Origin of the sequence: Tumebacillus permanentifrigoris, from assembly GCF_003148565.1 — a bacterium.
Classification (GTDB): Bacteria; Bacillota; Bacilli; order Tumebacillales; family Tumebacillaceae; genus Tumebacillus; species Tumebacillus permanentifrigoris.
In genome coordinates this window covers 394,706-421,116 of the sequence record NZ_QGGL01000001.1, presented here as the reverse complement: position 1 = coordinate 421,116, position 26,411 = coordinate 394,706, and the positions used below count along the sequence as shown (strand labels likewise).

The following is a 26,411-nucleotide window of genomic DNA, read 5'->3' as shown; positions in this document are numbered from 1 at the left end:
AAGCAGAGAAACAGGCATTGAGAATCCATTACCGCTTATGGTAGAATGGAACCAGAAGAAATGAATAAACTAAAAAATGACCGCAGGTGCTGATTACACCTACGGCCGTTTGCACAACTGATACCCATCAAGGGTGTCGGCTCAATGTTAAGCTGGAAATAGACCTCTTCCTAGCCTGTGAAGCTCAAGGGAGGTCTATTTCTTTTTTGTTAGGTTGAGTATGGCCAGGAGTACAGTTAACATGCCGAAAATGATCGCAGCTACAAGCGAACCAAATGCAATCATCACCGTCAATGTCTGAAATTCCGTCATACCGTCTCTGAGCCGATTCGTCATTGAGGATACAAGAAAAGGGAGATCTCGCTACGTATATCATCGTGGTTGAGGTCTTTTTGCGTTTGTGAGGTGAGCACGTGGAGTACGCTTCTGTTCAATATCATGCACGGACGATGGCGTGAAGAATCATTCTTTACTGTATTTTCTAAGAAGGTAGATTTACAAATATATCTATGTCACGTATTGTTAACTAAGTGTTATGGGGCTTCTCTAAAAATCGCTGACTCTCACTTTGATCATTACGCTGGAACAAACAATGAAAGGGGCTTTCAAAGTGGCAACATTGAATCATACACCGATTGTGAAAGCGGAAATGCTCATCAGAAAATCGACTGAAGAGGTATTCGAGGCTTTTATCGATCCGGCAATGACAACGAAAATTTGGTTCACGAAAAGTAGCGGGAGATTGGAAGCGGGTCAGCAGGTGCGGTGGGAGTGGGAGATGTACGGCGCATCGGCTGATGTGTTTGTAAAAGAACTTGAGCAAAACAAGCGGATTTTGGTCGAATGGTCGGACAGCACCCTTACCGAGTGGGTCTTTACTCCGCGAACAGATAACGAAACCTTTGTCACGATTTCGAACTCAGGGTTCGCAGGCACAGGGGATGAGATCGTAAATCGAGCCATTGACTCAATGGGAGGATACACGATACTGCTCTGTGGGCTGAAGGCGTATCTTGAACATAACATCGTCTTGAATCTTGTAGCGGACAAGGCTCCTGACGCCCACGTAAATCGTTAAAAATGTGACTTCAAGTCGCCGCCATTTGAACTCGTCTGTTTATCACCTGTCCCTCGCGTCATTCCTCCTCCCATTCGTCGCTGTCCTACACATGGCAACCGCTTTTGGTTTTGCCATGACGGATTTGCTTGAGGACGAGGCATACGAAAAAGCGCCTTCCACGTTTGCGGAAGGCGCTATTTTTGCTAAGCGGGGGTACTGACTACTGCCTATTTATTGATCGTGATCGAAGCAATACTCCCATTGGTTTTAAAGTCTTTCGAGTAGGACAAGGTAGCGGTCGCAGTGAAGGTTCCGTTTGGTCCCGTTACGGTTACTGTGGGATTGGAAGAATACCCGGCTCCAGGATTCGTAATCGTGACACCCGTCACCACGCCATTCGTAACAATCGCCGTTGCGCTGGCCGGAGTCACTTGCCACGTTTTGCTTTTTTGCCCGTTGTAGCGGTAGAAGTTCGACACCTCATCTAAGCGTTCGTTGGTGATCCCATAAGGGGCGAGGACTTTCAGCAGGGCGGCTTTGTTTCGTTGGGCTTCCTCCGGGCTTGGGCCGCGTTCCAGACCTGCTGGAGTTACCCCGCTAAATGCTTCACGAAACACCTCCGTGGGTACGCCAAGCGCTGCGGCAATCAGCACGACCGGTCGGCCCTTGTCCTGTGGGTCTGTGGCGTATCCACCGGAGATCACCACGGAAGTTCCATTTGGATTCGAAGGTGTGCCGCTCGGAGTGCCCGTTGTGTTTGTGGGAGCAGACGGAGTAGCCGGGGAAGGGGCTGGAGCCGGAGCTGGAGCCGGCTTGCCACCCGCGTTATTTTTCGCTTTGCCGTCCGGAGCTTGGCAGCCCATGCCATCCGCACTTGTCGATGCAGCAAACACCTTGTTCGTACTGCTGAGCGCGAGCCCTCCGCTTGCTACTAACAGGACCGCCAACGTGCTGGTGAGGATGGTAATCGTTTTTTTGTTCATTTTTATCTTCCTCTCTTCATATGGGATGTTGTATCTCTTGATACAAATACTACTTAAACTTGGAGAAAATATGGTGAAAGCACGGATTCTTTCGATTATACTTTTTTTAAGAAGTGTAACCGGAAATGGGGCAAGGTGATGAAGATCTTACTGGCGGAAGACGATCTCCGGCTGGGCGAATTGACCGCACATATGCTGAAGAAAAAAACGGGCGGCACGGTGGATTGGGTCACGACCGGCAACGATGCGTTCGACTATGCGATGGCTTCCAGCTACGACGTCGTCGTGCTCGATTGGATGATGCCGGACGGGAATGGCCGCGATACGTGCGCCAAACTGCGCCAGGTCGGGTATCTGGGTGCAGTTCTGATGCTGACGGCGCGAGATGCCTTGCAGGATCGCATCGAAGGTCTCGATTCGGGAGCTGACGATTATCTGGTCAAGCCGTTCGAGATGGACGAGTTGTTGGCGCGGTTGCGCGCCTTGATGCGCAGAACCTTCGTCCCCCTGCAGGAGGATGTCATCCGATTCCGCGATCTGGAACTGCAACGGACAAGTCAGATCGTCCGCCAAGGCGACCGTGAAATCCAATTGTCCCCGCGCGAATTTCAAATCCTAGACCTGCTGTTGCAGAACAAGGGACTCACCCTGTCACGCGAGATCATTCTGGATAAAGTGTGGGGGATTGATGCCGAAGTGCATCTGAAAACGATCGATGCGACCGTGAAATTAATCCGCAAAAAGCTCGAGCCTGCCCATTTACAAGGGCTCATTTTGAGCGTGAGAGGTGTCGGGTATAAAATTGAAGCGTAACTTGGGCTCTCTAAAAAAGCGGCTATTCGATGGCGATTTGTTCGACCGGACGCGCAATAAGCTCACGTTGCAATACAGCGGCGTCCTGATTGCGTTTCTCAGTTTGTTCGTCATCTTGGTGTATGTCCTGCTCTATCTGTTCATCTGGAACGACCAGCGAGCCCGTCTGAACGACCTCGCCAACAGTGAAATTCACACCCTGCAAAAGTGGGCGGACCAAGACAGCAACCCGACTCGACGCCCCCCGCGCTCCGTAGAGGAAGCCTTTTCGACGAGCACCGACCAATCGTTCTATTACTTGCTCTCGGAAAATGGGGATCTGCATTTGGCGGATGAGATTCAGCCGGAATTGCGTACGCAGGTGATGGAAGCGATCTCGGAGGGCCAGTTCAAGGGGGGCGGAATCGAGAAAGTGACCTTGCAAACGTTCGCCAATTTGTCCACAGACGAGCTTGGACACCCGAACCCGGGAAAAAGCGCAAGATTCCTCGTCACCGACCGCGAGTTGATCGTGAAGCAGGTGCGGGTTGGCACTTTATATGTAGGAAAGGAAGTGACGTTCCAGCATGATCTGTTCCGTTGGCTGCTCATGCTGTTGGTCGGGATGGCGCTCCTGTTTTTTGTGCTGGCCTTATGGTTCAGCCAACTGATGTCGCGCAAAGCGATACAACCGATTGCAAGAGCGTATGCGCGGCAACGCGAGTTCGTCGCAGATGCCTCCCATGAATTGCGCACCCCGCTAAGCGTCATGCTCAGATCGATCGAAGCGCTGCAACTCGAAGAAAGCATCGAGGGCGATCCCTTCTCCAAGAACGTGCTGATCGGCATGAAGGATGAGGTCAACTCGATCACGAAGCTGGTCGGAGAGCTGTTGCATCTGGCCCGTACGGATTCCGATGACTTCGTGCTGGATCGTTCTGTCTTCAATCTGAAGGCAGCAGCGGAAACTGTACGTCATAAACTCCAGCCAGTGGCCCAAGCGAAGGACATCGCCATTCATCTCGATGCTCCCGATGAGTTACTGGTGAATTGGGACGCGGAAAAAGCTACGCAGCTGCTCGTGCTGTTACTCGACAATGCGATTAAGTATACGCCAGACAAAGGATCGGTACAGGTACGGCTTGCCGATGGGATGGAGAAGGGGGTCCGCTTTCTCACCATCGAAGTGCAGGATACCGGGATCGGCATCGCGACCGAAGCGCTGCCTCGCATCTTCGACCGATTCTACCGCCAAGATAAGTCGCGAACGCGTAAAACGGGGGGGCATGGATTGGGTCTTGCGATCGCCAAGAACATCGTGGATGCCAGTCGGGGTACGATTCAGGTGGAGAGCACCGTTGGCGAGGGCAGTACTTTCAGGGTACGTATCCCTTTGTAGCGGCAGTGGCCACATTGGCGGCAGGTTTGTCAAGGGGAGACGACTGTGATAGTATATAAGCCGTTGAAGAGCGATTTACGTGGTTTTTTGTACTTTCAAGTTCACAATTGCTACTCTTACAAACTTGTAAAAAGCGAAATCAAAAATAGATTTCATATCGGATCGTATGATCTCGAGTGGGGGAAATAAAAGTATGTCTACGTTGCCAAATTGCCCAAGTTGTCATTCGGAATACACCTACGAGGATGGCGGAGTTTTTATCTGCCCAGAATGTGCGCATGAGTGGAGTTTAGAAGTAGAAACTCCGAATGGTGAAGAGGCAAAGGTTGTCAAAGATGCAAATGGCAATGTCCTGACCGACGGTGATTCGGTAACCGTCATCAAAGACCTGAAAGTAAAAGGCAGTTCGTCCACTCTGAAAATGGGCACAAAGGTAAAAAACATCCGTCTGGTGGATGGCGACCATGATATTGATTGCAAGATCGAGGGGTTCGGCGCGATGAAATTAAAGTCCGAATTCGTTAAGAAGGCCTAGCTTCGTTTTTGATACAAAGGAAACCGTTTGAACCGGTTCTGGAGAGGGGAGAGTACAAAAGGGGATGGCTAAAAAATGCCTTTCCCTTGCTCACCCTTTTTTTGTATGATAGAGGAAATACATTGCCGAGAGGTTGGTACTATGGAAACCACATCGAATTCTTCCGACTTCATTCGGGAGATTGTCAAAGAAGATCTGCAAGCGGGCAAGGTCCAACAGGTTGTGACCCGCTTCCCGCCAGAACCGAATGGGTACTTACATATCGGACATGCCAAATCGATCTGCATCAACTTTGAGATCGCCAAGGATTTCAACGGCAAAACCAACTTGCGCTTTGACGATACGAACCCGCTCAAAGAAGATGTCGAGTACGTGAATGCGATCAAAGAAGATGTCGCGTGGCTTGGGTTTACCTGGGACGGGCTGTTTTTTGCCTCCGACTATTTTGAGGAAATGTACGACCGCGCTGTGGTGCTGATCAAAAAGGGGAACGCATTTGTCGATGATCTGTCTGCCGAAGAGATCCGCCAAACGCGCGGAACCTTGACCGAACCAGGTCAGAACAGCCCATTCCGCGATCGCACGGTCGAGGAGAATCTCGATTTGTTTGCTCGTATGCGCGCGGGTGAATTCAAGGACGGCGAAAAAGTCCTGCGCGCCAAAATCGACATGTCCTCCCCGAACATCAACTTGCGCGACCCGGTCATCTACCGCATCGCGCACGCGACTCACCACAACACGGGTGACAAGTGGTGCATCTACCCGATGTACGCGTTTGCCCATCCGCTAGAGGACGCGATCGAGGGCGTCTCGCACTCGCTTTGCACGCTCGAATTCAAAGACCAACGCCCGCTGTACGATTGGGTGATCCGTGAATGCGAGATGCCGCATATCTCGCACCAATACGAATTCGGCAGATTGAGCCTCACCGATACGATCATGAGCAAGCGCTACCTGAAAAAACTGGTCGACGAAGGCGTCGTCGATGGGTGGGATGACCCGCGGATGCCGACGATCTCCGGCCTGCGCAGACGCGGATTCACGCCGGAGTCGATCCGCACGTTCGTGCGTGAACTGGGCGTGACGGTCGGCAGTGGCGAAGTCGATTACAAGATGCTCGAACATTACATCCGCGAAGACCTCAAGCTCAAAGCACCGCGCACGATGGGTGTGATCCGACCGCTGAAAGTCGTGATCACCAACTACCCGGAGGATCAAGTGGAACTGCTGGATGCCGAAGTGAATCCCGAAGTGCCGGAGATGGGCACGAAGCAGATCCCGTTCTCGCGTGAGATCTACATTGAACAGGACGACTTCATGGAAGTCCCAGCTGCGAAATACTTCCGCCTGTTCCCCGGCAACGAAGTCCGTTTGAAAAACGCCTACTTCATCAAGTGCCATGATGTGGTGAAGGATGAAAACGGCCAAGTCGTAGAACTGCATTGCACCTACGACGTGGAAACCAAGAGCGGCAGCGGCTTCACGGGCCGCAAAGTGAAGGGCACAATCCATTGGGTCGATGCCAAAAGCGCGGTTCCCGTTGAATTCCGCCTGTACGAATCCTTGCTGACCGGGAGCAAGGAGGACGGAGATTTCATCGACCGGATGAATCCGAACTCGCTGGAAGTGGTACACGGCTATGTCGGAGCAGACCTGCAAACGGCACAGCCGCAGGACAAGTTTCAATTTTTCCGTCATGGCTACTTCAATGTCGACCCGAAGGACAGCACGCCGGAGCACAAAGTGTTCAATCTAATCGTTTCCTTGAAAAGTTCGTTCCAGATCAAGTAGAGCGGACGGCGGGAAATAGGAAAAGACCTCGCCGCGTAACGGATCGCGGTAGAGGTCTTTTTTGTAAAAAACCAAGTACAAGATCCTAGTGGATGGAAGAGGTATCGGTATGATCGCGATCATCAGTACGGTTGTTGGGCTCGTGCTTGTCGTATGGCTCGTGTTGAACTATCATCCCGTTTTCGGAAGCAAAGTAACGAAGGCGAAGTTGCAGGCTTACGAGCAATCTGCGAACTTCCGCGCCAAGAAATTCATCAATCAAATTCCCACAGCGATGAACTCTGACTTCGAGACGACACGGACCATGCTGCGAGACTTGCTAAGAGGAAACCCCAACCGCAGACCGGCTAAGTCGTTCCCGCTGGGGTCTGTGGAGTTCCCACGCGCTCAAAGCCAGAACCAAACCAAGGTCACATGGTTCGGGCATTCCGCGCTCATGTTGGAAGTGGACGGGAAAACGCTCTTGCTCGACCCGATGTTTGGAAAAGCGCCGTCGCCCTTCCCGGTCATCGGCGGCAAACGGTATAGCCGCGAACTCCCTTTCAAAATTGACGAACTGCCGATGATCGATGCGGTCGTGCTCTCCCACGATCATTACGACCATTTGGATTACGGCTCGATCAAGAAAATCAAGGACAAAGTCAGGCAGTTCATCGTCCCACTAGGTGTGGGGGGTCACCTCGAACGATGGGGTGTCGACCCGAACCTGATCCAAGAGCATGATTGGTGGGACGAATTCGACTATGAAGGAATCCAACTCGCGTGTACCCCGGCAAGGCACTTTTCTGGCAGAAGTTTGAGCGACCGCAACGCCACACTTTGGTGTTCATGGGTCATTGCCGGCACGCAGACCAAGGTCTATTTCAGTGGAGACAGCGGCTATGGGCCGCATTTCCAAGAGATTGGCGACAAGTACGGACCCTTCGATCTGACCTTCATGGAATGCGGCCAATACGATGCACGCTGGGCGGCGATCCATATGATGCCGGAGGAGACGGTGCAAGCGCATCTCGATGTACGAGGGAACGTCATGATCCCGATCCATTGGGCCGCCTTCACGCTAGGATTTCACGAGTGGACAGACCCGGTGGAACGCGTCACGAAATCGGCACGGGAGCGAGACGTCGAGGTTGCGACACCGATGATTGGCGAAACCGTCACGTGGGGGGCGAAGTACCCGACCGCCACTTGGTGGAAATAACAGTATCACGTTCTTCCGCAGAAAGGGGCAAGTAGGGTGATCAGTTTAGACCACGTGGATTTCACCAGAATTCACGCTTCTTTCCCAGAGATGATCTTGAAACGCGGCTGGAACTACTATCTGGATCGTGTCGTGAGCGACCTGACCTTCGAAAACGCAACCCTGCGGGCCATCGTCGGGGAACGGGCTCGCTACCGGGTCGAGATTGAACTCCAGGACTTTCCCGCCAGCACCTGTACCTGCCACGATGGCGACTATTGCAAGCACATGGCGGCGGTGCTGTTCGAGGCCTTGGACCAAGGCGGACGCTCGCCAACTGAATTGTTACGACCTCTAGCGAAAAAACAACCGGCCCATTTCCCGAAAGAAAGCGATTCGGTTGCGGACTGGCCGCCTTTTTTTGCTTCCGTCATAAAAATGCCGGCCTATAACGGGCCCTATACGTTGGATACATACGTCAACAATGGGAAAGCCACACTGCTTCCACTCAGTCAAGGCTGGGACCTTGCCAAGAAATCGCTCTATCGCTTACATGTCTGGCTCTATCTGATGCAGGGCGTCGATGAGATCCACGAGCAAGCGAAGGGCCGCTACTTGCACTACGACAAGCGCTGGATGCTGGAAATCCAGCAACTGCTGGAGAACCTGAACCAACCGCGCATTCAGGAAAAGTACGAACCCGATCTGCTCAGCACGATTGAGTATCTGTCGCAACATGCGTTCCCTGCACACGATACGATCACCGATTGGTCTGCAATCTATGGCAGCGTCTGGGCGCATCTGCTTGCACACGAGCCTTGGCTCCAAGCGGAGCGACACCGCGTGCAAGCCGAACTGGAGCAGGAGTTGGGCTTCACAACCGCGCCACCCGAACCCATTCGCAAAAAATCGCTCCATCAGGCCCTGCTACATCTCGAAATCATCATGGGTGACGACCGCCACGCGATGGAACTGGCAGATGCGATCACACCTGCACTCCAGCCGTCGTGGTTTTTCCCCTACCTGCGATCCTTCGGTGCGCAGGAACGGTGGAGCAGACTGACCGAGTGGTTGAACTGGATGCAACCCAAGATGCAGAGCCTCCCGCCAATCGAGCAGGTCAGCTACCTGAGTTTCTGGCGACAACTCTACGAGCGCGGGGAGCTTGCGGGTCAGGCTTGGGAACAGATCTTGGTCGACCTGTTACCGAATAGCTTCACGGAGTACGCCCGAACGCTGCTCGAACATGAGCAGTATCAGGGGTGGGTGGACCTGCATCTATTCTATGAGGTAGAACTGACGGCCTTGAAATCAGAGGATGTAAAAAAAGTCGAGGCCGCCAACCTCGCCTACATGTTCCCGCTCTATCATCAGGCCGCCGAGCGCTACATTCTAGAAAAAAACCGACCGTCCTACAAGCGGTCCGTTCGGTATTTGAAAAAGCTGAAGACCCGCTACAAAAAACTCAAAGACCAACTGCGCTGGGATCGCTACATCGAAACGCTGAGCAACAAATACAAGCGGTATCGTGCGTTTCAGGAGGAACTGAGGAAGGGGAAATTGATTCCATGAGGGCACCGGGCACCATCGTCTTGCAGGGCAGGAGACAACCGACAGGCGAGCTGTTTCTCTGGGCAACGGGGGAATCCGGGGAGTACATCCCCCCACAGCGTTGCAAATCCCTCCTGTTCGCGTGGGACAAGCGCTCGTTTTACGGAACCCTGATCGAGATCGCGGACATAGGCGAGACGTCGGGTCTGCTCCTGCCGCCTTTTACAGCGGTGCTGTTCCTCGCACAGCCCCAACCTTCACGCCTCGCTGCGATCTCTTGGAGCCCAGAACTTCTGCACGAACAACAACTGGCGCGACTCTATGTGGAAGCGCTTGAGCAAGGCTGGTTTGTCCCTTCCTATGAGAGATGGCTGGCAGGAAGCAATGGGTGGAAGTTGCGAATTCCCGATGAGGTCGATCGATCCGCGCTCGATGCCGTCTCAGACGCCAACGAGTGGTTTCAGGCGGTCGTGCTGGATCTGGTGAGTCAGGATACAGCGGTGGCAGATTCATTTGCCGAACTGCTTCGCGCGTACAGCATCTTGGATCTCCAAGTCGAACCTGAGGTTGGGTGGGTGGACGAGGAGCAATGGCTGGTGGCGATCGGCTGGCAACGAGATGAAGTTCCCTTCCGCACCTCGATTCAATTGGTAGAACCGGAGGAGGGGCAGGAGTCGTGGCATCTGCGTCTGTTGCTCCAAGACGTGGACAATCAAGACCTGATCGTTGAAATGGATTTCCAAGGGAGACCGCTCGCCGGGCAACTGCCTGAGCATTGGCAGGCAGACCTCGAACCACGCATCGCGCTGGAAGCCGCCAAACTCAAGCAGATCGTGCCTTGGTTGCCAGAGGCAACGTTTACAGAGCAATCGCTGTGGGAACTCGACGACGAGCAGGCGTGGAGCTTCATGAACGAGGACAGTCTGCAGTTGATTCGGACGGGGAGCTCCGTTTTTTTACCCGCTTGGTGGGAAGACTTGCGATCGCGCAAACCACGGTTACGAGCAAAAATCACCTCCTCCGTAGGCACATCCGGCCGCACGCGCTTGGGGCTCCAGCAACTCGTCGACTTTGACTGGAAGCTGGCCGTCGGGGATCTCGAACTTTCTGAGGCCGAGTTTAGCCGCATCCTCGCGGAGAAAAAACGCTTGGCGTTCATCCGGGGCCAATGGATTCAACTGGACCGCGAATTTTTGCACCAAATGACGCAAACCTTCAACCGCGTGAACAAAAAAAAGGGACTCTCCCTGCGCGATGTGTTGGAGATGTACTGGCTTCAAGAGGGTCGCGAAGAGGGTCGAGCACGCGGACAGGCTGACCCTACAGCAACTGCCAACGAGGAGAGCGAATGGAACGAACTGCTACTTGAAGTCGAGCTCAACGCCCATCTCCAAGAGTTCGTCGACCAGTTGCAACAGGTCTCCTCGCTTCCGCTGGTCACACCGCCCGCTGAACTCCATGCGACGCTACGACACTACCAGCAAGAGGGTGTATCGTGGCTTTTGTTTCTGCGCAAGTACGGTCTCGGCTGTTGTCTCGCGGACGACATGGGACTTGGCAAAACCATTCAATTCATCACCTACTTGCTCTGTGCCAAACAAGAGGGGACGACAGGTCCGTCGCTGCTCGTGTGCCCGACATCGGTCATGGGCAACTGGGAAAAAGAACTGCATCGGTTCGCGCCAGGCCTCACCGTCCACGTCCACTATGGGGCACAGCGCGCCAAGGGGGAGGAGCTTCGGGAGCGGGCTGGGGCTGCCGATCTCGTGATCACCTCCTATACCTTGGCGCATCTCGATCAGGAGGAATTGTCGCAGATCCACTGGGATGCGCTCTGCCTCGATGAGGCGCAAAATATCAAAAACGCCTACACCAAGCAGCGCATCGCCATCCGCCAACTGGAGGCCAACCACCGCATCGCGTTGACGGGTACGCCGATTGAGAACCGACTGACTGAGCTGTGGTCGATCTATGATTTTCTCAACCCCGGCTTTCTCGGCAGTTTGAAGTCCTTCACCGAGACCTATGTCAACCAGATCGAGCGACATAACGACCCGCAGCTCATCGAACAGGTGCAGAAGCTCATCCGGCCCTTTTTGTTGCGACGGGTGAAAAAAGACCCGGCGATCCAGTTGGATCTCCCTGAGAAAAACGAGATGAAAGTCTACGTCTCCCTGACTGCTGAGCAGGGGGCGCTGTATGAAAATGTGGTACAGGATTTGTTTGAGAAACTCGACACCTTGAGCGGCATGGAGAAAAAAGGACTGATCCTCTCCTCGCTGACGAAGCTCAAACAACTCTGCGACCATCCCGCGCTTTTTCTAAAAGACGCCAGCGGCGGACTGCTCGACGAACGTTCCAACAAGCTCGACCGGCTCTTGGAGATGGTGGAGGAACTGCGCGAGGAGGGCGACCAGTGCTTGATCTTCACCCAATACGTGGAGATGGGGCATCTGTTGCAAAACGTGATCGAGGAGCGCATGGGGGAATCGGTGCTGTTCCTGCATGGAGGCGTGCCCAAAACCAAGCGCGACCAACTCGTGGCGCGTTTTCAAGATCCAGAGGTGGCGCGGCAGGAGCGACCTGGGATCTTCGTGTTGTCGCTGAAGGCGGGGGGCACGGGGTTGAACTTGACGGCGGCCACGCATGTGTTCCATTTTGACCGCTGGTGGAATCCGGCCGTCGAGGATCAGGCGACAGATCGTGCCTTCCGCATCGGGCAGACACGGGATGTGCAGGTCCATAAATTCGTGACGCTCGGGACACTGGAGGAGCGCATCGACGAAATGATCGAGCACAAGCAAGGGCTGAGCCGCCAGATCGTCGGTGGCAACGAACAGTGGATCACCGAGATGTCGACCCAAGAGTTGAAAGACCTGTTCGCACTGCGAACGGAGTGGATCGGGAAGTGAGGGGGAAGGGATGGCTACAACGAAAGCGAGCACAGCGGAACCGAAGCCCAAACGGTCTCGTAAGCAACCTAAACCAGCAGCAGCAGAACCGCTGATCGAGTTGAACCCTGCGTTTCAGAAGCAAGGGATGTCCACCGCTTGGCAACAGTTTTATGCCCAAGTGAAACAAGCGGTCACGGAATAGAAAGGAAGCCTGTCAGGAGCTGACAGGCTTCCTTTTTTTCGAGCGTCTCTGACCAAGAACAAAAACCATCAACACGCTCGTGACTCCGGTCGTCATCGCCGAGCTGGAATGCCTCCTGATCGAGTTAGGTCGGACGATAGAAACTCAACCGAAGATCATAGCGAATCAAAACATGTTCAGTGAACTGTCGATCTATAACGATAACGATATGGCAACGGCAATCACGAAATGGATCGAATTGGTGTATTTTATGAAATTAAAAAAATGTTGACAATTAAAATTATAATGGTAATATAGGGAAATCTGGTAAATTTTATTTAGAAATGGAGGGCTTATCGTGTTGCGAAAACGTAAGATGGCTACCTTGATCATTCTCAGTACAACGATGCTCCTCACCACAAGTTCTGCGAACGCTGTACTCGTAGACTCGGCTGCGTTTTTCTCGGGTAATGGGTTACCTGATTCAATCATTAACAATTGTCCTTACTATGAGGATCAAACAGCGATTGATTGGGGCTATAGTTGGTACGGATCTGAAACACGTTTTCGTTACGATATCATTGAAAACGCTGATATCGATTTTTATAAGGCGACAAGCAAGTCAGAAGCCAGAATTCGAGTCTATGCTTCCGACTATGGTGACCGTGTGGGGTGGTGGGGACACACTGAGCCCCATGCGCAGGATGGATCAAGTCGAACTGAATATGACGCTTGGTACTACGTAGATATTCTCTATAATGACGGAAAAATGGATCGAGAGAACTTCAGCAGTGCAAACCGGTTGTATAACACCTTACACGAATGGGGTCATGCATTGAGCCTTGCTCATCAAACAGACGATGCAATTTCTGTGATGACTCAGGGGCAAGGCACGCTGACTGAGCCCGCATTTCTGGACAAATCCAATCTGGCGTATATGTATTAAAGTCAGAGCGAGGAGAGAGATATGCTAATTAAGAAAGTACTAGTCGCATTGGGTGTGACCATTGCGATAACTGGAGTACTGGTTTTCTCAATCACAGGAAGCGCAGACCCGAACTTGGCGAAGACAAAAGTAGCTTCCTCAGAGGCGAACTATCCTCTTTATAAGGATCTCGAGGAAGTAGAAAAAGCCTCAAGTGTCGTTGTAGTTGCTCGATATCAAGGTGAACGTGAAAATTACGAAGTCAAACCAGCAGGTCTGCCAGGCGTCACGCTGTCCAAGACACAAGTGCATGTGGAACGAGTGATCAAGGGCGACCTTGAAAAAGGAAAAAAGCTGACCGTATATGAAGAAGGTGCGATTGTCAAAGGCACCTATGTCAACACGGAAGGCTATAAGTGGATGGATAAAAAAGGTGAGTATCTGTTGTTCCTACGGAAAATTTCCGATGAGCAAGCCTTTGCAATCGTTGGGATATATCAAGGTAAGTTTGATCTGAGTAACCATTCGAAAAAGCAGGCTGGTGAAACCATCACGCAATTGACTGCGGCCCTGTCTGATCAAGAGGTGGAGTTTCTCGGTGATGCACAGGATTTTGAACGTTTTACGAAGTTGAAGGATCAAGCAGTCAAGAAATATCAGGAATAGCAAAAAGCTCCGGAGCATGCTTCCGGAGCTTTTTTTTATCCAGATAGAGCGCACCCCGAAGCAACGACAGTACCCATAACACACCGATCACGCCAATATCAATTTGAAAAACAGGAGTCGTATTTAGGGACACGAAATTAAATCAGCCAAATCGAAAGGAAGTGACACCGGAGACCTCGAAAAGGGTAGGCTAGGAACGGAATGGAGGTACACGATGAACTTTCTCAAACCTTATATAAAAAAATATGCCAAGCCCTTCAGCGTGGGGGTGCTCTTTCTCACGTTTGAAGCGATTTGTGACCTCATGCAGCCGACGATCATGTCCAAGATCATCGATATCGGCGTGGCGAACCAAGACTTGAACTACGTGTTCAAAATGGGCGGGTTGATGCTGTTGATCACCGCGTTCGGAGCGCTCTCCGCTTCTGTGCGCAACGTGGTGGCCAGCAACGTGTCCCAAAACTTTGGGATGGGCTTGCGTTCCGATCTCTTTCGGAAAATCCAATCTCTCTCCGCACGCAACCTCGACAAATTCGACTCGGCGTCGCTGATCACCCGACTGACCAACGACGTGACCCAAGTCCAAGTGTTCACCAACGGTCTGATGCGGATCTTTGTAAAAGCGCCGTTGCTCTGTCTCGGCGGTCTGATCATGGCGACCCGCTTAAATTCGCAACTGGCTGTGGTGCTCGCCATCGTCGTCCCCATCGTGGCGTTGCTGATTGTCATCAACATGCGAGTTGGGTTCCCTTTTTTCAAAAAAGTCCAAAAAGCCCTCGACCGCGTCAACGGCGTGATGCGGGAGTATCTGTCGGGCGTGCGGGTGGTCAAAGCCTTCAACCGCTTCGATTACGAAGTGAACAAATTCAACGGAGCCAACGAAGAATTCCAAAGCACCTCGATTGCCGCCACGCGTGTCATGGCGGTTTTTAGCCCGGCGATCATGCTGACGGTCAACATCGGGATCGTGGTCGTGCTATGGGTAGGCGGCGTGCGCGTCAGTGAAGGTCACATGCAAGTTGGGCACATCATCGCCTTCACGAATTACATGACGCAGATCCTGTTCTCGCTGATGCTGATCTCGATGGTCTTCAATATGTTTGTACGCGCGCGCGCCTCCGCTGCCCGAATCGGGGAGGTATTTGCCGAGGAGAACCAGATGACGTGGAGCGACCAGCTCCCGGCAACCACCACGCGGGGGAGAATTGACTTCGAGCAGGTCTGCTTCTCCTACGACGGTGAACCCGTGCTGAAAAACATCACGCTCACCTGTCTCCCTGGCGAGACCGTCGGGATCATCGGCTCGACGGGTTCCGGGAAAAGCAGCATGGTCTCCTTGCTTCCACGCTTCTACGACGTGAATTCAGGCTCGATCCAAGTGGATGGGGTGAACATTCAACACCTCGACCCGAAAAAACTCCGCGAGAAGATCGCGATCGTTCCGCAGAAAACCACGCTGTTCACCGGCTCGATTTTGGAAAATATCAAATGGGGCAATGAAAACGCGACCCAAGCGGAGATCGAGCGAGCGGCGCAGATGGCGCAGGCGCATGACTTCATCGCCAACACGCCAGATGGCTACCACACGCGACTCGGACAGGGGGGCGTCAACCTCTCCGGCGGGCAAAAACAGCGCGTGTCGATCGCCCGCGCCTTGGTGCGCAATCCGGAGATCTTGATCTTGGACGACAGCACCAGCGCCGTGGATGTGGCGACAGAAGCTCGCATCAAGGAAGCGCTGAAAACCTACGCCCGAGGTCTCACCTGCCTCTTGATCGCGCAACGCATCACCTCCGTGATCGACGCGGACAAGATCGTGGTCTTGGACCAAGGCGAAATCGTCGGCACGGGGACACATGAAGAGCTGATGAAGACCTGTGACGTCTACCAGCAGATCTTCCAATCCCAAGTCGGAAAAGAGGTGCAAGCGGATGTCTAAATCCAAAGACCAAGCAGCACCGCCGCTCGTGTCGAGTGGCCCCGGACCTCGCGCCGGATTTGGTGGACAGGGTCGCGGCGGACCCGTCGTCAAACCGAAAAACTTCAAAGCCACGCTGCAACGACTCTGGCAGTACTTTGGGAAGGAGCGCAAGATCCTGACCTTGATCTTGCTGTTCATCGTGCTCGATTCGGTGCTGATGCTGTCTGCCCCGTATCTGCTCGGGAAATCGATTGATGCGATGTCGCTGACCCGCGGAACGGTCGATTTTGGCCTGCTGGAGCTGACGGTATTCGCTCTGCTGGTCGCGTATCTGACCGATGCGGTTTTGACGTTTTTACAGGGCTGGCTGATGGCGGGCGTCTCCCAGCGGATCGTGAAAAACCTGCGCAGGGCGCTGTTTGCAAAATTGCAGAAGCTGCCTGTCGCGTTTTTTGATACCCGCACGCACGGAGAATTGATGAGTCGCCTGTCCAACGACATCGACAACGTGAGCAATACGATCTCGCAATCGACGACCCAATTGATGTCCGGCGTGATCGTGATCCTCGGGACGCTGGTGATGATGATCGTGCTGAGCCCGATCCTGACGCTCGCGAGTCTGGTCACGATCCCGCTGGTTTTCCTGCTGACGCGCACGATTGCGCGCAAGACGTCGGTGTTGTTCAAAAACCAGCAGATTCAACTCGGCAAACTCAACGGGCACATCGAGGAGACGATCACCGGTCTGCACGTGGTCAAAGCGTTCAACCATGAGGAAAAAGTGATCGAACAGTTCGATCTCGTGAACAGCAAGCTCAGTGAAATCGGGGTGAAGGCCCAGATCTGGTCGGGATTCCTGATGCCGATCATGAACGTGATCAACAACATCGGGTTCACCGTGGTGGCCGTCGTCGGCGCGATGCTGGCGATCAAAAGCCTCGTCACGATCGGGGTCATCGCCAGTTTTTTGAGCTATTCGCGGCAATTCGTGCGCCCGCTCAACGACCTCGCGAATATCTTCAACGTCTTGCAGTCGGGTGTGGCGGGGGCGGAGCGCGTCTTTGAAATCTTGGATGAGCAGGAGGAGCCGACCGACCCACCGGGTGCGATCGAGTTGACTCAACCCAAAGGCCATGTCGTGTTCGAGGATGTCAGGTTTGGCTATCGACCGGACGTGTCGATTTTTGAAAACGTCAGCTTCGAATCGGAGCAGGGGAGCAGTACAGCGCTGGTCGGCCCGACGGGTGCTGGGAAGACGACGATCGTGAACCTGCTTACGCGGTTCTACGATGTGACCGGCGGCACGATCTATCTCGATGGGCGCGATATCCGGGATTATACGCGGGATAGCCTGCGGAGGAGTTTTGGGATCGTGTTGCAGGATACGTATTTGTTCTCAGGGACGATCAAGGAGAACATCAAGTACGGCAACCCCGAGGCGACAGATGCGGAAGTAGAGGCGGCTGCCGCGATGGCGAATGCGGACGTTTTTATCAAACGCTTGCCCAAGCAGTACGACACGCTGTTGTCGGAGAACGGTAGCAACTTGAGCCAAGGGCAACGACAATTGTTGGCGATCGCCCGCGTGATTCTCGCGAAACCGGCACTACTGATCTTGGATGAAGCGACGAGCAGTATCGATACGCGGACGGAGTTGCACATCCAAGAGGCGCTGTTGCAGATCATGAAGGGGCGCACGAGCTTCATCATCGCGCACCGACTGAACACGATTCGTGACGCGGATACGATTATGGTCGTCGACCAAGGCCAGATCGTCGAGCAGGGCAGTCATGATGACTTGATCGAGTTGCAGGGCAGGTATCACAGCATGTTCGTCAACCAGTTCAAGAACTTGGAGGGCGCGAACGAGTGAAAAAAGACACGGACTCTGAGGAGTCTGTGTCTTTTTTTGGGAACCCTAGTGTTGATCGGTCGATGGTGGACTTGCAGGGCTTGACATGCAACCAAATGGTGTCGTATCATGAATGCGAAACCAAACGGTGTCCTATTATTCAATTGGAGGTTTTACAGTGACTGCACACAACCAAGAAATGCTTCCAGATGTTCGTCATATGCAGGTATTCAACGCACCGATTCAAAAAGTGTGGGACGCGGTCTCCACGCCGGAGGGCATTGCTACGTGGTTTATGCCGACGAGCAATTTTGAGGCGGTTTTGGGCAATGAGTTTACGTTGCAATCTCCGTATGGAGTTTCGCCTTGCAAAGTGCGTGAAATCGACCCGCCGACTCGTCTGGTATTTAATTGGGGCGAGACGTGGATCGTTACATTTGAATTGAAGGAAGTGGAAGGCAAGACGGAATTCACGCTGACCCATGCAGGGTGGATTGCGGGCGTCATGGACAATGGGATGGAGAGTGCTGTGGCTCGCGAACGTATGGATCATGGCTGGCGGACGGGCGTATTGCCGAGACTTGCCGAGTACGTCGAGGCGTAAATGGCGGACTCCGCGCCGAAGCATGATGTTTTTCAGGCGATCGCCGATCCGACACGTCGGGAGTTGTTGAAACTGCTCGTGGACAAAGAGCTGCCGGTGACGGTGATCAGCGGGTATTTTCCGATGACCCGGACAGCGGTTTCCAAGCACCTGCGGATCTTGTCCGAGGCCGGGCTGGTTCGGGAGCAGAAGGTCGGGCGGGAGACGAGGTACAGCCTCCAAGCGGAGCCGCTGCTGGAATTGAAGCACTGGCTCTCTCCCTACGAGCGCTTCTGGGAGAACAAGTTGAATCTCCTGAAACAACTCGTCGAGTCTGATGATGCGGCAGGACCGAGTACGATGGGACCGAGGCGAGTGGAGGAGTAGTTGAGTTCGGGGAGTCCTCTGTGCTAGAATAATCCTACAAGCACTTCGTACACTAAAAAATGACCGCAGGTGCTGGTAACACCTACGGTCGTTTGCACAACTGACACCCTTCAAGGGTGTCGGCTCAATTTTGTGGTGGAAATAGATCGCCTGAGCTACCACAACTCAAGGGGCGATCTATTTCTTTTTGGTTTGAATGTCTATCAGGAAGTTCAGTATTCTCACAACCAGAGCAAGAACTGTGAGGAACAGTCCCACTTGGAGAATGAGCAAGAGAATTTCATGTTTCGACATGGCGTCACCCCCTTTCATGAGGGGATGAGCCGACCGCCCTTGAGGAGCCTATTCAATTGTGTTATCTGTATTCTATCATAGGAGAATCAAGAGAGGAACACCTGTTCTTGAGTTGGAGATCATGATATGAGTCAGGTTGCATGCGAGGCGTTATCGAACACATGATTGAGTTTGCACTCCCTCCTGTGCTAGAATAATCCTACAAGCACTACGTACACTAAAAAATGACCGCAGGTGCTGGTTACACCTACGGTCGTTTGCACAACTGATACCCTTCAAGGGTGTCGGCTCTATTTGGGGAAATAGATCGCCGAGTGGTCAACTCTAGGGGCGATCTATTTCTTTTTGGTTTGAATGTCTACCAAGAAGTTCAGTATTCTCACGACCAGAGCAAGAACTGTAAGGAACAGTCCCACTTGGAGAATGAGCAAGAGAATTTCATGTTTCGACATAGCGTCACCCCCTTTCATGAGGGGATGAGCCGACCGCCCTTGAGGAGCCTATTCAATTGTGTTATCTGTATTCTATCATAGGAGAATCGGGTGAGGAACACCTGTTCTAGAAGTTTGGGATACTAATTTTACTCTCTATCACGACGGAAAGTTATTGGACTATTCCTTACGCACAGTACCTTCTTTAGAGACCCAGTACACCTCGAAAGGTATTGTTTGTTTCAACCACTCTACTCTAGGCAATAGGTTACCATATGTAACGAATCCATCGGGGAAAGCAACAGCTAGATGCACTTTTGGGTTTTCTCCACGGTAGAGCACGAGGTCGAATATAGCTCCAGAAAACCAATGACGGGCTTGTGTGTTGGAGTTTTTTTCAGGGTAGCCCTTCACGCTTACCCAAAGTTCTTGACCAGTCGGTGTGACCGCCACGATGTCAATACCAGGTGCACGCGAAGCTGTGTCTGTTACACGACGGATCGTATAGCCGTTCTGGGTCAGGTAGCTCACTACTTTCTCCTGGACGTTGCCTTCCCAGAACCAAGGTGCTGTTCCGCCTGTTTCACTCGTTATGAAATGTGGTGAAGCTACTCCCTCCAAAGTGGAGGCCTGATCATCATAGTGACGACTTACAAGTTTGGATTTTAGGCAGTGGGTGCAAATCCCTTGTTGACGCAGAATGACAAAGGAGTCAGACAATGAGCGGCAAACTATATAGACTGTTTGTCTTGGAAGAACACCTGATAAGTGTGATAAGCAGTCGTCGCAAATCTCCGCGGTTGTAAGAACTGATAGAATTTTTTGTTTGTTGTTCACAATGTCCCCCCCTAAGAATGCAATGGTAAGTAATATTGTATACTAAGTTACAAGGGATTAGTGTGATTATATTTAAGTGTAGACTACGGGCACCCACCAGTTACTTTGGTGGGTGTTTTTTATCACCACGAACTGAGGAAAACCTCCTTTATATAACATGTCGAAGAATATGTTAAGTAGAATAAACTAATTAACCAATAACTAAAATGCAAAGATTACTTTATAATTATTTTAAATAGTGCCGTTAGGGGGAATATTGTAGATGTTCGGACAAAGCAAGCCAATTGGATTATCGATACCTGCAACGGAAGGGGTGCAATTCGGCAAGCGTGTAGTTTCATTGCAATGTAAGGTTGAGGACATCCTGAAAATCTATGGTTTAGATAAATCTGTACAGCGACAATTGGACAAGGATCGAGTTTCTGGTATAGCTCGTTATATTCAATACGGTCTGGAGGGCAACGACATATATTTCTCACCAATCCTATTTTCTGCACGATGCGTCGGTGAATTCTCAGACGAACAGTCTGCTTATATCATTAACATGTCAGATCAGCTTTTTTTATTGGATGGACAGCATCGAATAAGTGCCTTCGAAGAACTCAAGAGACAGTTACTTGAGGGCATTGATGAAAATCCTGATAATGGCGAGCTACTTGGTAGGCTCATGTCATTTCCCTTATCAGTTCAAATCTACCGAGATCTAAATCAGGATCAGGAGCGGCAATTGTTCACTGATATTAATCGGAACTCATTAAGGGTTCATAAGACTTTAGGAGTGCTTTATCGATCTAATGATTTATATAGCACGATGGTTCGTGAGATCATCGATTCACACCCAACCATCCCATCAAACTTGTTTGAAACAAGAGCAAAATATACTCGTAAGAAGCTAATGACGGCTGCAACTCTTTATGATATGGCCCAGATGCTCAACGAAGGTTTTGTGGATAAGCGTAAAGGGATAAAGAAAGGGAATTACAACAGATATAAAAGCAGGACTGAGGCATTTTTGAGTTCTTTTTTTAGGTATTCTCCTAAAGACGCAAGTGATCGTGAGAAGTATATTGTTTGGCAAGCGAAAACAATCGTTGCAATTGCTAAGTTCGTTTATGAAGTTAGGGAAGAAAACCAAAGTATTAAAGTTGATCATCTGTTTAGGGATGTCGTACATCAAGTCGATTGGACATACCATAATCAGGAATTTCTAAATGTTGCTGCAAAATATAACAAGCAAACCAAACGTTATACATTAGGCTCAACTGCCCGCGTACACAAACTACTTTCAGAATACCTAGTACAAAAATTTAATGAGAGAAGGCTAAGTTAGCATGTCTAATACGAACATACAGGGTTTTGTAGACTCGATCAATAACTCAGATAAAAAGGGGATGATGACTGCGAATATGAGTGTGAAAGAAGTTTTTGAAGTTTATGAATTGGATGATCAGGTGAACCGTGAACTCTCTAAAACACGGATTCCAAGTTTGGTGAAATATATCGAAGGGTGGAAAGATTCAATAGGGATATATTTCCCGGCATTGGTCTTTTCTTATCGTGGAGATTTCCGAAGTAATTTTCAAAATGAACATTCCCAATTGCACTTAGGGATAGACGACAAATTGACTGTATTGGACGGTCAACATCGCATTCATGCCATGGTGAAGTATTATTCAGGGGAACAGGATGAAAAACTTAGAGAAGAGTTTTTGCAAAATCATTTGACGGTTCAGATTTACATAGGGCTTACCATTGATGAAGAAAAAACATTGTTCTCTGACATAAACTCTCATGCGAAACGAGTACATGCATCATTGATCACACAGTATGATTCTAGAGACCCAATCAATGTCCTAGTACGCCATCTGTACAACGGGTCACCTGCTTTACAAAAAGCAGGTATTGAAATGAACAAAAAATTAGTGTTGCGCCCTAACAATACATACTTTTGCCATGTAACCAGATTAAAACAGATCGTGACCTACCTACTATTTAATAAACGAACGTTGCAAAAGAAAGAAGAGAAGTATTTGGAGTGTAAGCATGATAAGGTACTTAGCTTTTTAGTTCAGTTGTTTGATGTTTTCTTTCGCATTCTCCCAGAAACCCCAGGTGATGTGAATCACTACGTTTTAGGGCACGAAGCCATCCAATCTGCAATTGCCCAATTCTTGTTCAAAAAAATAATTGTTTTAGAAGATGGGCAGGTTGGATGGAAACGTAATTGGGAACGAGAAGTCTTATCTTTGCAGTCGGTGGACTGGTGTATTGAAAATCCAGACTGGGAGCGTTGGATGGTTGTAAGTAATGCGTTAAACGGAAGGGAACATAAGGAATTTCCTTATCCCCACATTCGAGGTCTTCTTGAATACATTGAATCAAAAGCTAGTCTCAGAACACAAAATAGACAATACTAGTGCTTTATGCGGTTTATTCAATGGAAAGATAGTTTGGTAATTACATACATTGAGTTTGAGTTCGAACTCCCTAATGTGCTAGAATCATTTGGATTGCGCTACCATGAGACAAATCCATCTGAGGTGCCTACCTATGACAAAAGTCGGCTTGGTCATGAGAAAGATCCAATTCACAGAGGCTCAGGGTCCCCGAGTCTTTGCCGATCGATTGCAACAAATCTCCCGTGAGTTAGGTGTGGAGATCGTGTTCATCTCGCCAGAACGCCATGTCAGCGGGTATGATTGGCTACCCGGCTATGAGCATGAAAAAGGCGATCTCGTCAACTATGACATCGTCCTCGACCAGATCTATAAGGAAAATATCGACCATGTCATCTATACAGTTTCTGGTTTCACGTATCTCAAAATGTTCCTCAAAAACAGCGTGCTGTTCCCACATAGCTTCCCCGACCCTGCACTGACCGGGTATGAGATGATGAAACCGTTCTATCAAATGGTCGACAAAGCCGTCGTCCAAACCGAGTTCCTCAAGCGCGAACTCAACCGCAACTTTGGCGTCACCGATGTTCGCGTGATCCCGATCGGTTTCAATGAAGGACTCGCAGAGCGGCACTTCGATCCTGCTCGTGTCGTCGAGAACCGCGTGCTGTGGATCGGGCGAGATGAGGAGAACCGCCGTCCTGATCTCGTGTTGGAGTATGCGCGGCAGAATCCGGACAAGGAAGTCTTTATGGTCTTCGGCGGGAAGCGCTATGAGGAGAGCATGAAGAAGTACGACATCCCGCACAATGTGCAGTTGAAATTCGCGTTGACGCAGGATGAGATTTTTGCCCTGATGAACTCGGCTAAGGTCTATTGGAGCTGTTCGAAGTTCGACACCTACGGCATGCCACTCACCGAAGCCTTGGCGATGGGCAAGATTGTCGTGAAGCCGGAGCATCCCTGTTATGACCACATCTCCTCCAGACACTCCTTCTCCGGCAACGAGCGGAATTGGTTTGAATTGGTCAACATGGCCGTCGCCTCCCCGCACCGTGTTTCGGCAGAGAACCGCGACTATGCATTTGAGATGTTTTCCAGCCATGTGATGAAACAAGGCTACCGGGCTTTTTATGAAGACTGGTTGCGGTAAAAGAGACCTCGCCCGCTTGGGCAGAGGTCTTTTTTTTCATCCCGTAACCATCAAGACACAACTCCGCCAATTTATTCAAATCGAATTCAAAGAGAGATCTTGCATAATGAAGTTGTAAAGAACAACCACCCCCTAAACGAGAGGATGACGGTACATGAAAAAGTACACGAAATATGCAGTCGCGTTGGCAACGGTAGTAGCACTCGGAGGTTCGGCAACCTTCGCAATGGCAGCGACGACCGACAAGTCGGCAACGACCACTACGCAAGGCACTCAACAAAACCAACAAGGCAAGGGCAAAGGCCACGGCGGCCCGCAACAAAAAGAGATGGTACAACAAAACACCGAGCTCCAGGCGCTCCTGAAACTCACCGCTGACGAACTGACCACGCAACTGAAAGCAGGCAAGTCGCTGGCTGACATCGCAACAGCACAAGGCGTCGACAAGCAACAAGTGATCGACCTGCTCGTCAAGCAAGACGCAGCTCGAATCGACCAAGATGTGAAGGACGGCAAGCTGACCGCCGACAAAGCAACGGAGATGAAGGCGAACAGCACGCAGCGCGCAACCGACCGGGTCGATGGCAAGGGCGGCTTCGGCGGCGGTCCGGGTGGAGACAAAGGCTTCCACGGTGGGGGTCACGGGTTCGATGTCGCGCAGAATACCGAACTCACCAGCCTCCTGAAACTCACTGCTGACGAACTGACCACGCAACTGAAAGCAGGCAAGTCGCTGGCTGACATCGCAGCCGCGCAAAGCGTTGACAAGCAACAAGTCATCGACCTGCTCGTGAAGCTAGAAGCGGCACACTTCGACCAAGAAGTGACGGATGGCAAAATGACCGCCGAACAAGCGGCGGCGTGCAAAGCCAACAGTGTTCAGCATGTGACCGATCAAGTGGATGGCAAGGGCGGCTTCGGCGGCGGTCCGGGTGCTCCGGGCGGCGAGCGCGGTGGGCGTGGAGGTCACGGATTCGGTGAGTTCGATCAAGCGACCGCAGACTTCTTGAAAGTGACCCAAGACGAGCTGAAAACGCAACTGCAAGCGGGCAAGTCCCTGCTCGAGATCGCAACGGCTCACAGCGTGACCAAGGAACAACTGACCAGCTTCCTCGTGGACAAACAAACCAAGCAACTGGACCAAGACCTGAAGGATCAAAAGATCACGCAAGCGCAATATGATGAGATGAAGACCCACATCGCTGATATGGTCGAGCACATGCTCGCTGGCAAACCGGCGAAGGGCGACCGTGGCCCGCGCGGCCAGAAGCAAGGCCAAGCACAAGATCAAACCCAACAACCGGCCCAACAACCGACAACCCAGCAATAGAAACTGGTAAGCCAAGCACCAGCCTAGCATCACCGTCCGATCTACCAGCCCCCCTACCTACACATAAAAAAGACAGGCAGCCACTGCCTGTCTTTTTGCGTGCTTGATTTGCTTGAACCCACCAAACCGCTAAGCTACAAGTAAGAGAAATGAACGAACAGTCTAGGGGGAACCTCCGATGGAATGGCAAGAAGCCTTGATGGAGCATCGGGATCTTGCTCTCGTATTACCGTATTTGTACTTGTAGCGGTTGTCTTGATCTGGAGAGACAGAGCTTCGTAAAAAAAGGGAGCCTTGGTGGCTCTCTTTTTTTGTTGCGGTCTCAAATTGGTTTCTAATCTTTCTGAGCTATACTAAGAGCACAAAGGAGTTGGCGCATATGAAAAAGCTCGTCAACACGGTGATCATCGCCGTCTGGGTCGTCGTCGTAGCCGGAGCCGGGTATCTGGCCGTCACGATCCAACCGCAACCGGATCAACATGGTCCTGGGCCGATGCACGATCGACCCCCCGCGAACAATTAAGGAAAGGAGGCGAACACCTTGAAATCAACAACTACACCCACACAGCTTCAAAAACAACCGTTGGTACTCCGCATCCTCCGGGCCCGTGCCCTTTATCTGATTCTTGCACTTATCTTCTTGACGTTCGGGTTGTGGTTCAACCCGTCGCAACTCACGGCGATGTGGTCGACTGACCGGATGGCCAAAGGCTTCTGGGATAACTTCGGCATCGTCTCGACGGTGGCGGGTGGGTTCTCGCTGATCCTCTACTTGTTCCGGCTGGTCTGGACCCGGTACAAACAAGGAGCCGCGCCTTCGACCAACCTCGTGGAAATTGGCCTGCATCTGTTGAAGTGGCTTCGGGCGCAGCATGTGTTTTTTGGTTGGTTGATGTTTGGTCTGGCGATGCTGCATTCGCTTTACTTCGTGGTCTTCCCCAAGGGAACATCGCTCAACATCTACACCGGACTGATCGCGACTGCCGTGATGTTTTTCCTCGTCGGCTTGGGGATCATGTATCAATACAAGACCGTCTCCGCCACCAAATCAGCCCGCAAGTGGCACCTGTACATCGGCCTCGCCTTTGCCGTGGCGGTTACGTTGCATATCTTGCTGTAGGAAAAACGTGGATCGCGCAGGAAAAAATGCGAAGGGCCGGGAGTTGGTCGAGAAGTTTTGAATCGAAGCGTATTCGATTGCGATACAGTCCAGCGACCGTCCTTTTTAGCGTGCGGAGGTATTTGAAGGCGTATTCTGATGGCTTGGTAC

Annotated in this window: 24 protein-coding genes; 21 read left to right on the top strand and 3 right to left on the bottom strand. The window is 51.5% G+C overall.

Annotated elements, in window-relative coordinates; translation table 11 throughout:
- Window positions 1-195 precede the first annotated feature (195 nt).
- The gene (locus C7459_RS24105) at window positions 196-312 is read right to left on the bottom strand and encodes a putative holin-like toxin (protein WP_425450705.1); all 117 of its coding nucleotides are present in this window, start codon (window positions 310-312) and stop codon (window positions 196-198) included.
- 298 nt (window positions 313-610) lie between these two features.
- Between C7459_RS24105 and C7459_RS01850 the strand changes: the two genes are divergently transcribed.
- Window positions 611-1,078: an SRPBCC family protein gene (locus C7459_RS01850; protein WP_211320317.1), complete on the top strand. Its 468-nt coding sequence runs from the start codon at window positions 611-613 to the stop codon at window positions 1,076-1,078.
- Between the two features lie 209 nt (window positions 1,079-1,287).
- Here C7459_RS01850 and C7459_RS22920 read toward each other — a convergent pair whose 3' ends face one another.
- Window positions 1,288-2,043: a hypothetical protein gene (locus C7459_RS22920; protein WP_146200925.1), complete on the bottom strand. Its 756-nt coding sequence runs from the start codon at window positions 2,041-2,043 to the stop codon at window positions 1,288-1,290.
- 138 nt (window positions 2,044-2,181) lie between these two features.
- On the opposite strand from C7459_RS22920, the gene C7459_RS01835 reads away from it, so the two are divergent.
- From C7459_RS01835 to C7459_RS01775, 14 genes are all read left to right on the top strand, one after another.
- Window positions 2,182-2,856, top strand: coding sequence for a response regulator transcription factor (locus C7459_RS01835; protein WP_109685670.1), 675 nt, complete (start codon window positions 2,182-2,184; stop codon window positions 2,854-2,856).
- The gene (locus C7459_RS01830) at window positions 2,846-4,234 is read left to right on the top strand and encodes a sensor histidine kinase (RefSeq protein ID WP_146200924.1); all 1,389 of its coding nucleotides are present in this window, start codon (window positions 2,846-2,848) and stop codon (window positions 4,232-4,234) included. Before C7459_RS01835 ends, C7459_RS01830 begins: the two co-directional genes overlap by 11 nt.
- 193 nt (window positions 4,235-4,427) lie before the next feature.
- Window positions 4,428-4,769 carry a zinc ribbon domain-containing protein YjdM gene (locus tag C7459_RS01825; RefSeq protein ID WP_109685666.1) on the top strand — a complete coding sequence of 114 codons (342 nt, stop codon included), beginning with the start codon at window positions 4,428-4,430 and terminating at the stop codon, window positions 4,767-4,769.
- Between the two features lie 141 nt (window positions 4,770-4,910).
- Entirely contained in the window at window positions 4,911-6,560 is a 1,650-nt protein-coding gene (locus C7459_RS01820; protein WP_109685664.1) for a glutamine--tRNA ligase/YqeY domain fusion protein, read from the top strand.
- 109 nt (window positions 6,561-6,669) lie between these two features.
- Window positions 6,670-7,761: an MBL fold metallo-hydrolase gene (locus tag C7459_RS01815; RefSeq protein WP_109685662.1), complete on the top strand. Its 1,092-nt coding sequence runs from the start codon at window positions 6,670-6,672 to the stop codon at window positions 7,759-7,761.
- 36 nt (window positions 7,762-7,797) lie between these two features.
- The gene (locus tag C7459_RS01810; protein ID WP_109685660.1) at window positions 7,798-9,312 is read left to right on the top strand and encodes an SWIM zinc finger family protein; all 1,515 of its coding nucleotides are present in this window, start codon (window positions 7,798-7,800) and stop codon (window positions 9,310-9,312) included.
- Window positions 9,309-12,203 carry a DEAD/DEAH box helicase gene (locus C7459_RS01805; RefSeq protein ID WP_109685657.1) on the top strand — a complete coding sequence of 965 codons (2,895 nt, stop codon included), beginning with the start codon at window positions 9,309-9,311 and terminating at the stop codon, window positions 12,201-12,203. Before C7459_RS01810 ends, C7459_RS01805 begins: the two co-directional genes overlap by 4 nt.
- A gap of 10 nt (window positions 12,204-12,213) precedes the next feature.
- On the top strand, window positions 12,214-12,387 hold the full coding sequence (locus C7459_RS23080) for a hypothetical protein (RefSeq protein ID WP_170119202.1): 174 nt from the start codon (window positions 12,214-12,216) through the stop codon (window positions 12,385-12,387).
- A 337-nt stretch (window positions 12,388-12,724) separates the two neighbouring features.
- Window positions 12,725-13,312 carry a zinc metalloprotease gene (locus tag C7459_RS01800; RefSeq protein ID WP_109685655.1) on the top strand — a complete coding sequence of 196 codons (588 nt, stop codon included), beginning with the start codon at window positions 12,725-12,727 and terminating at the stop codon, window positions 13,310-13,312.
- Window positions 13,313-13,333: 21 nt separating this feature from the next.
- A complete protein-coding gene (locus tag C7459_RS01795) occupies window positions 13,334-13,957 on the top strand; it encodes a hypothetical protein (RefSeq protein WP_146200923.1) in 624 nt (207 codons plus the stop codon).
- Window positions 13,958-14,171: 214 nt separating this feature from the next.
- Window positions 14,172-15,896, top strand: a complete 1,725-nt coding sequence (locus C7459_RS01790) for an ABC transporter ATP-binding protein (RefSeq protein ID WP_109685651.1) — start codon at window positions 14,172-14,174, stop codon at window positions 15,894-15,896.
- Window positions 15,889-17,751: an ABC transporter ATP-binding protein gene (locus C7459_RS01785; RefSeq protein WP_109685649.1), complete on the top strand. Its 1,863-nt coding sequence runs from the start codon at window positions 15,889-15,891 to the stop codon at window positions 17,749-17,751. The genes C7459_RS01790 and C7459_RS01785 overlap by 8 nt, the downstream gene beginning before the upstream one ends.
- Window positions 17,752-17,908: 157 nt before the next feature.
- Window positions 17,909-18,334 carry an SRPBCC family protein gene (locus C7459_RS01780; protein WP_425450704.1) on the top strand — a complete coding sequence of 142 codons (426 nt, stop codon included), beginning with the start codon at window positions 17,909-17,911 and terminating at the stop codon, window positions 18,332-18,334.
- Window positions 18,335-18,700, top strand: a complete 366-nt coding sequence (locus C7459_RS01775; protein ID WP_109685647.1) for an ArsR/SmtB family transcription factor — start codon at window positions 18,335-18,337, stop codon at window positions 18,698-18,700.
- Between the two features lie 905 nt (window positions 18,701-19,605).
- Here C7459_RS01775 and C7459_RS22915 read toward each other — a convergent pair.
- Window positions 19,606-20,262, bottom strand: a complete 657-nt coding sequence (locus C7459_RS22915; protein ID WP_146200922.1) for a hypothetical protein — start codon at window positions 20,260-20,262, stop codon at window positions 19,606-19,608.
- 262 nt (window positions 20,263-20,524) lie between these two features.
- Here C7459_RS22915 and C7459_RS01765 point away from each other — a divergent pair, with 262 nt between their 5' ends.
- From C7459_RS01765 to C7459_RS01745, 6 genes are all read left to right on the top strand, one after another.
- Window positions 20,525-21,592: a DNA sulfur modification protein DndB gene (locus C7459_RS01765; protein ID WP_109685643.1), complete on the top strand. Its 1,068-nt coding sequence runs from the start codon at window positions 20,525-20,527 to the stop codon at window positions 21,590-21,592.
- Window position 21,593: 1 nt separating this feature from the next.
- Entirely contained in the window at window positions 21,594-22,679 is a 1,086-nt protein-coding gene (locus tag C7459_RS01760; RefSeq protein WP_109685641.1) for a DNA sulfur modification protein DndB, read from the top strand.
- 133 nt (window positions 22,680-22,812) lie between these two features.
- Window positions 22,813-23,811, top strand: coding sequence for a glycosyltransferase (locus tag C7459_RS01755; RefSeq protein ID WP_109685639.1), 999 nt, complete (start codon window positions 22,813-22,815; stop codon window positions 23,809-23,811).
- Between the two features lie 154 nt (window positions 23,812-23,965).
- Window positions 23,966-25,141 carry a hypothetical protein gene (locus tag C7459_RS01750; RefSeq protein ID WP_109685637.1) on the top strand — a complete coding sequence of 392 codons (1,176 nt, stop codon included), beginning with the start codon at window positions 23,966-23,968 and terminating at the stop codon, window positions 25,139-25,141.
- 379 nt (window positions 25,142-25,520) lie between these two features.
- Entirely contained in the window at window positions 25,521-25,664 is a 144-nt protein-coding gene (locus C7459_RS23075) for a hypothetical protein (protein ID WP_170119201.1), read from the top strand.
- Between the two features lie 18 nt (window positions 25,665-25,682).
- The gene (locus C7459_RS01745) at window positions 25,683-26,261 is read left to right on the top strand and encodes a hypothetical protein (RefSeq protein ID WP_109685635.1); all 579 of its coding nucleotides are present in this window, start codon (window positions 25,683-25,685) and stop codon (window positions 26,259-26,261) included.
- Window positions 26,262-26,411: the final 150 nt, after the last annotated feature.

What these genes read in the sequence shown, in the direction of transcription:
- C7459_RS23075 (WP_170119201.1), top strand. Translation starts at nt 25,521, where the DNA reads ATGAAAAAGCTCGTCAACACGGTGATCATCGCCGTCTGGGTCGTCGTC.
- C7459_RS01815 (WP_109685662.1), top strand. Translation starts at nt 6,670, where the DNA reads ATGATCGCGATCATCAGTACGGTTGTTGGGCTCGTGCTTGTCGTATGG.
- C7459_RS01760 (WP_109685641.1), top strand. Translation starts at nt 21,594, where the DNA reads ATGTCTAATACGAACATACAGGGTTTTGTAGACTCGATCAATAACTCA.
- C7459_RS01825 (WP_109685666.1), top strand. Translation starts at nt 4,428, where the DNA reads ATGTCTACGTTGCCAAATTGCCCAAGTTGTCATTCGGAATACACCTAC.
- C7459_RS01790 (WP_109685651.1), top strand. Translation starts at nt 14,172, where the DNA reads ATGAACTTTCTCAAACCTTATATAAAAAAATATGCCAAGCCCTTCAGC.
- C7459_RS01755 (WP_109685639.1), top strand. Translation starts at nt 22,813, where the DNA reads ATGACAAAAGTCGGCTTGGTCATGAGAAAGATCCAATTCACAGAGGCT.
- C7459_RS01765 (WP_109685643.1), top strand. Translation starts at nt 20,525, where the DNA reads ATGTTCGGACAAAGCAAGCCAATTGGATTATCGATACCTGCAACGGAA.
- C7459_RS01820 (WP_109685664.1), top strand. Translation starts at nt 4,911, where the DNA reads ATGGAAACCACATCGAATTCTTCCGACTTCATTCGGGAGATTGTCAAA.
- C7459_RS22920 (WP_146200925.1), bottom strand. Translation starts at nt 2,043, where the DNA reads ATGAACAAAAAAACGATTACCATCCTCACCAGCACGTTGGCGGTCCTG.
- C7459_RS01805 (WP_109685657.1), top strand. Translation starts at nt 9,309, where the DNA reads ATGAGGGCACCGGGCACCATCGTCTTGCAGGGCAGGAGACAACCGACA.
- C7459_RS01750 (WP_109685637.1), top strand. Translation starts at nt 23,966, where the DNA reads ATGAAAAAGTACACGAAATATGCAGTCGCGTTGGCAACGGTAGTAGCA.
- C7459_RS01795 (WP_146200923.1), top strand. Translation starts at nt 13,334, where the DNA reads ATGCTAATTAAGAAAGTACTAGTCGCATTGGGTGTGACCATTGCGATA.
- C7459_RS01775 (WP_109685647.1), top strand. Translation starts at nt 18,335, where the DNA reads ATGGCGGACTCCGCGCCGAAGCATGATGTTTTTCAGGCGATCGCCGAT.
- C7459_RS24105 (WP_425450705.1), bottom strand. Translation starts at nt 312, where the DNA reads ATGACGGAATTTCAGACATTGACGGTGATGATTGCATTTGGTTCGCTT.
- C7459_RS01785 (WP_109685649.1), top strand. Translation starts at nt 15,889, where the DNA reads ATGTCTAAATCCAAAGACCAAGCAGCACCGCCGCTCGTGTCGAGTGGC.
- C7459_RS01835 (WP_109685670.1), top strand. Translation starts at nt 2,182, where the DNA reads ATGAAGATCTTACTGGCGGAAGACGATCTCCGGCTGGGCGAATTGACC.
- C7459_RS23080 (WP_170119202.1), top strand. Translation starts at nt 12,214, where the DNA reads ATGGCTACAACGAAAGCGAGCACAGCGGAACCGAAGCCCAAACGGTCT.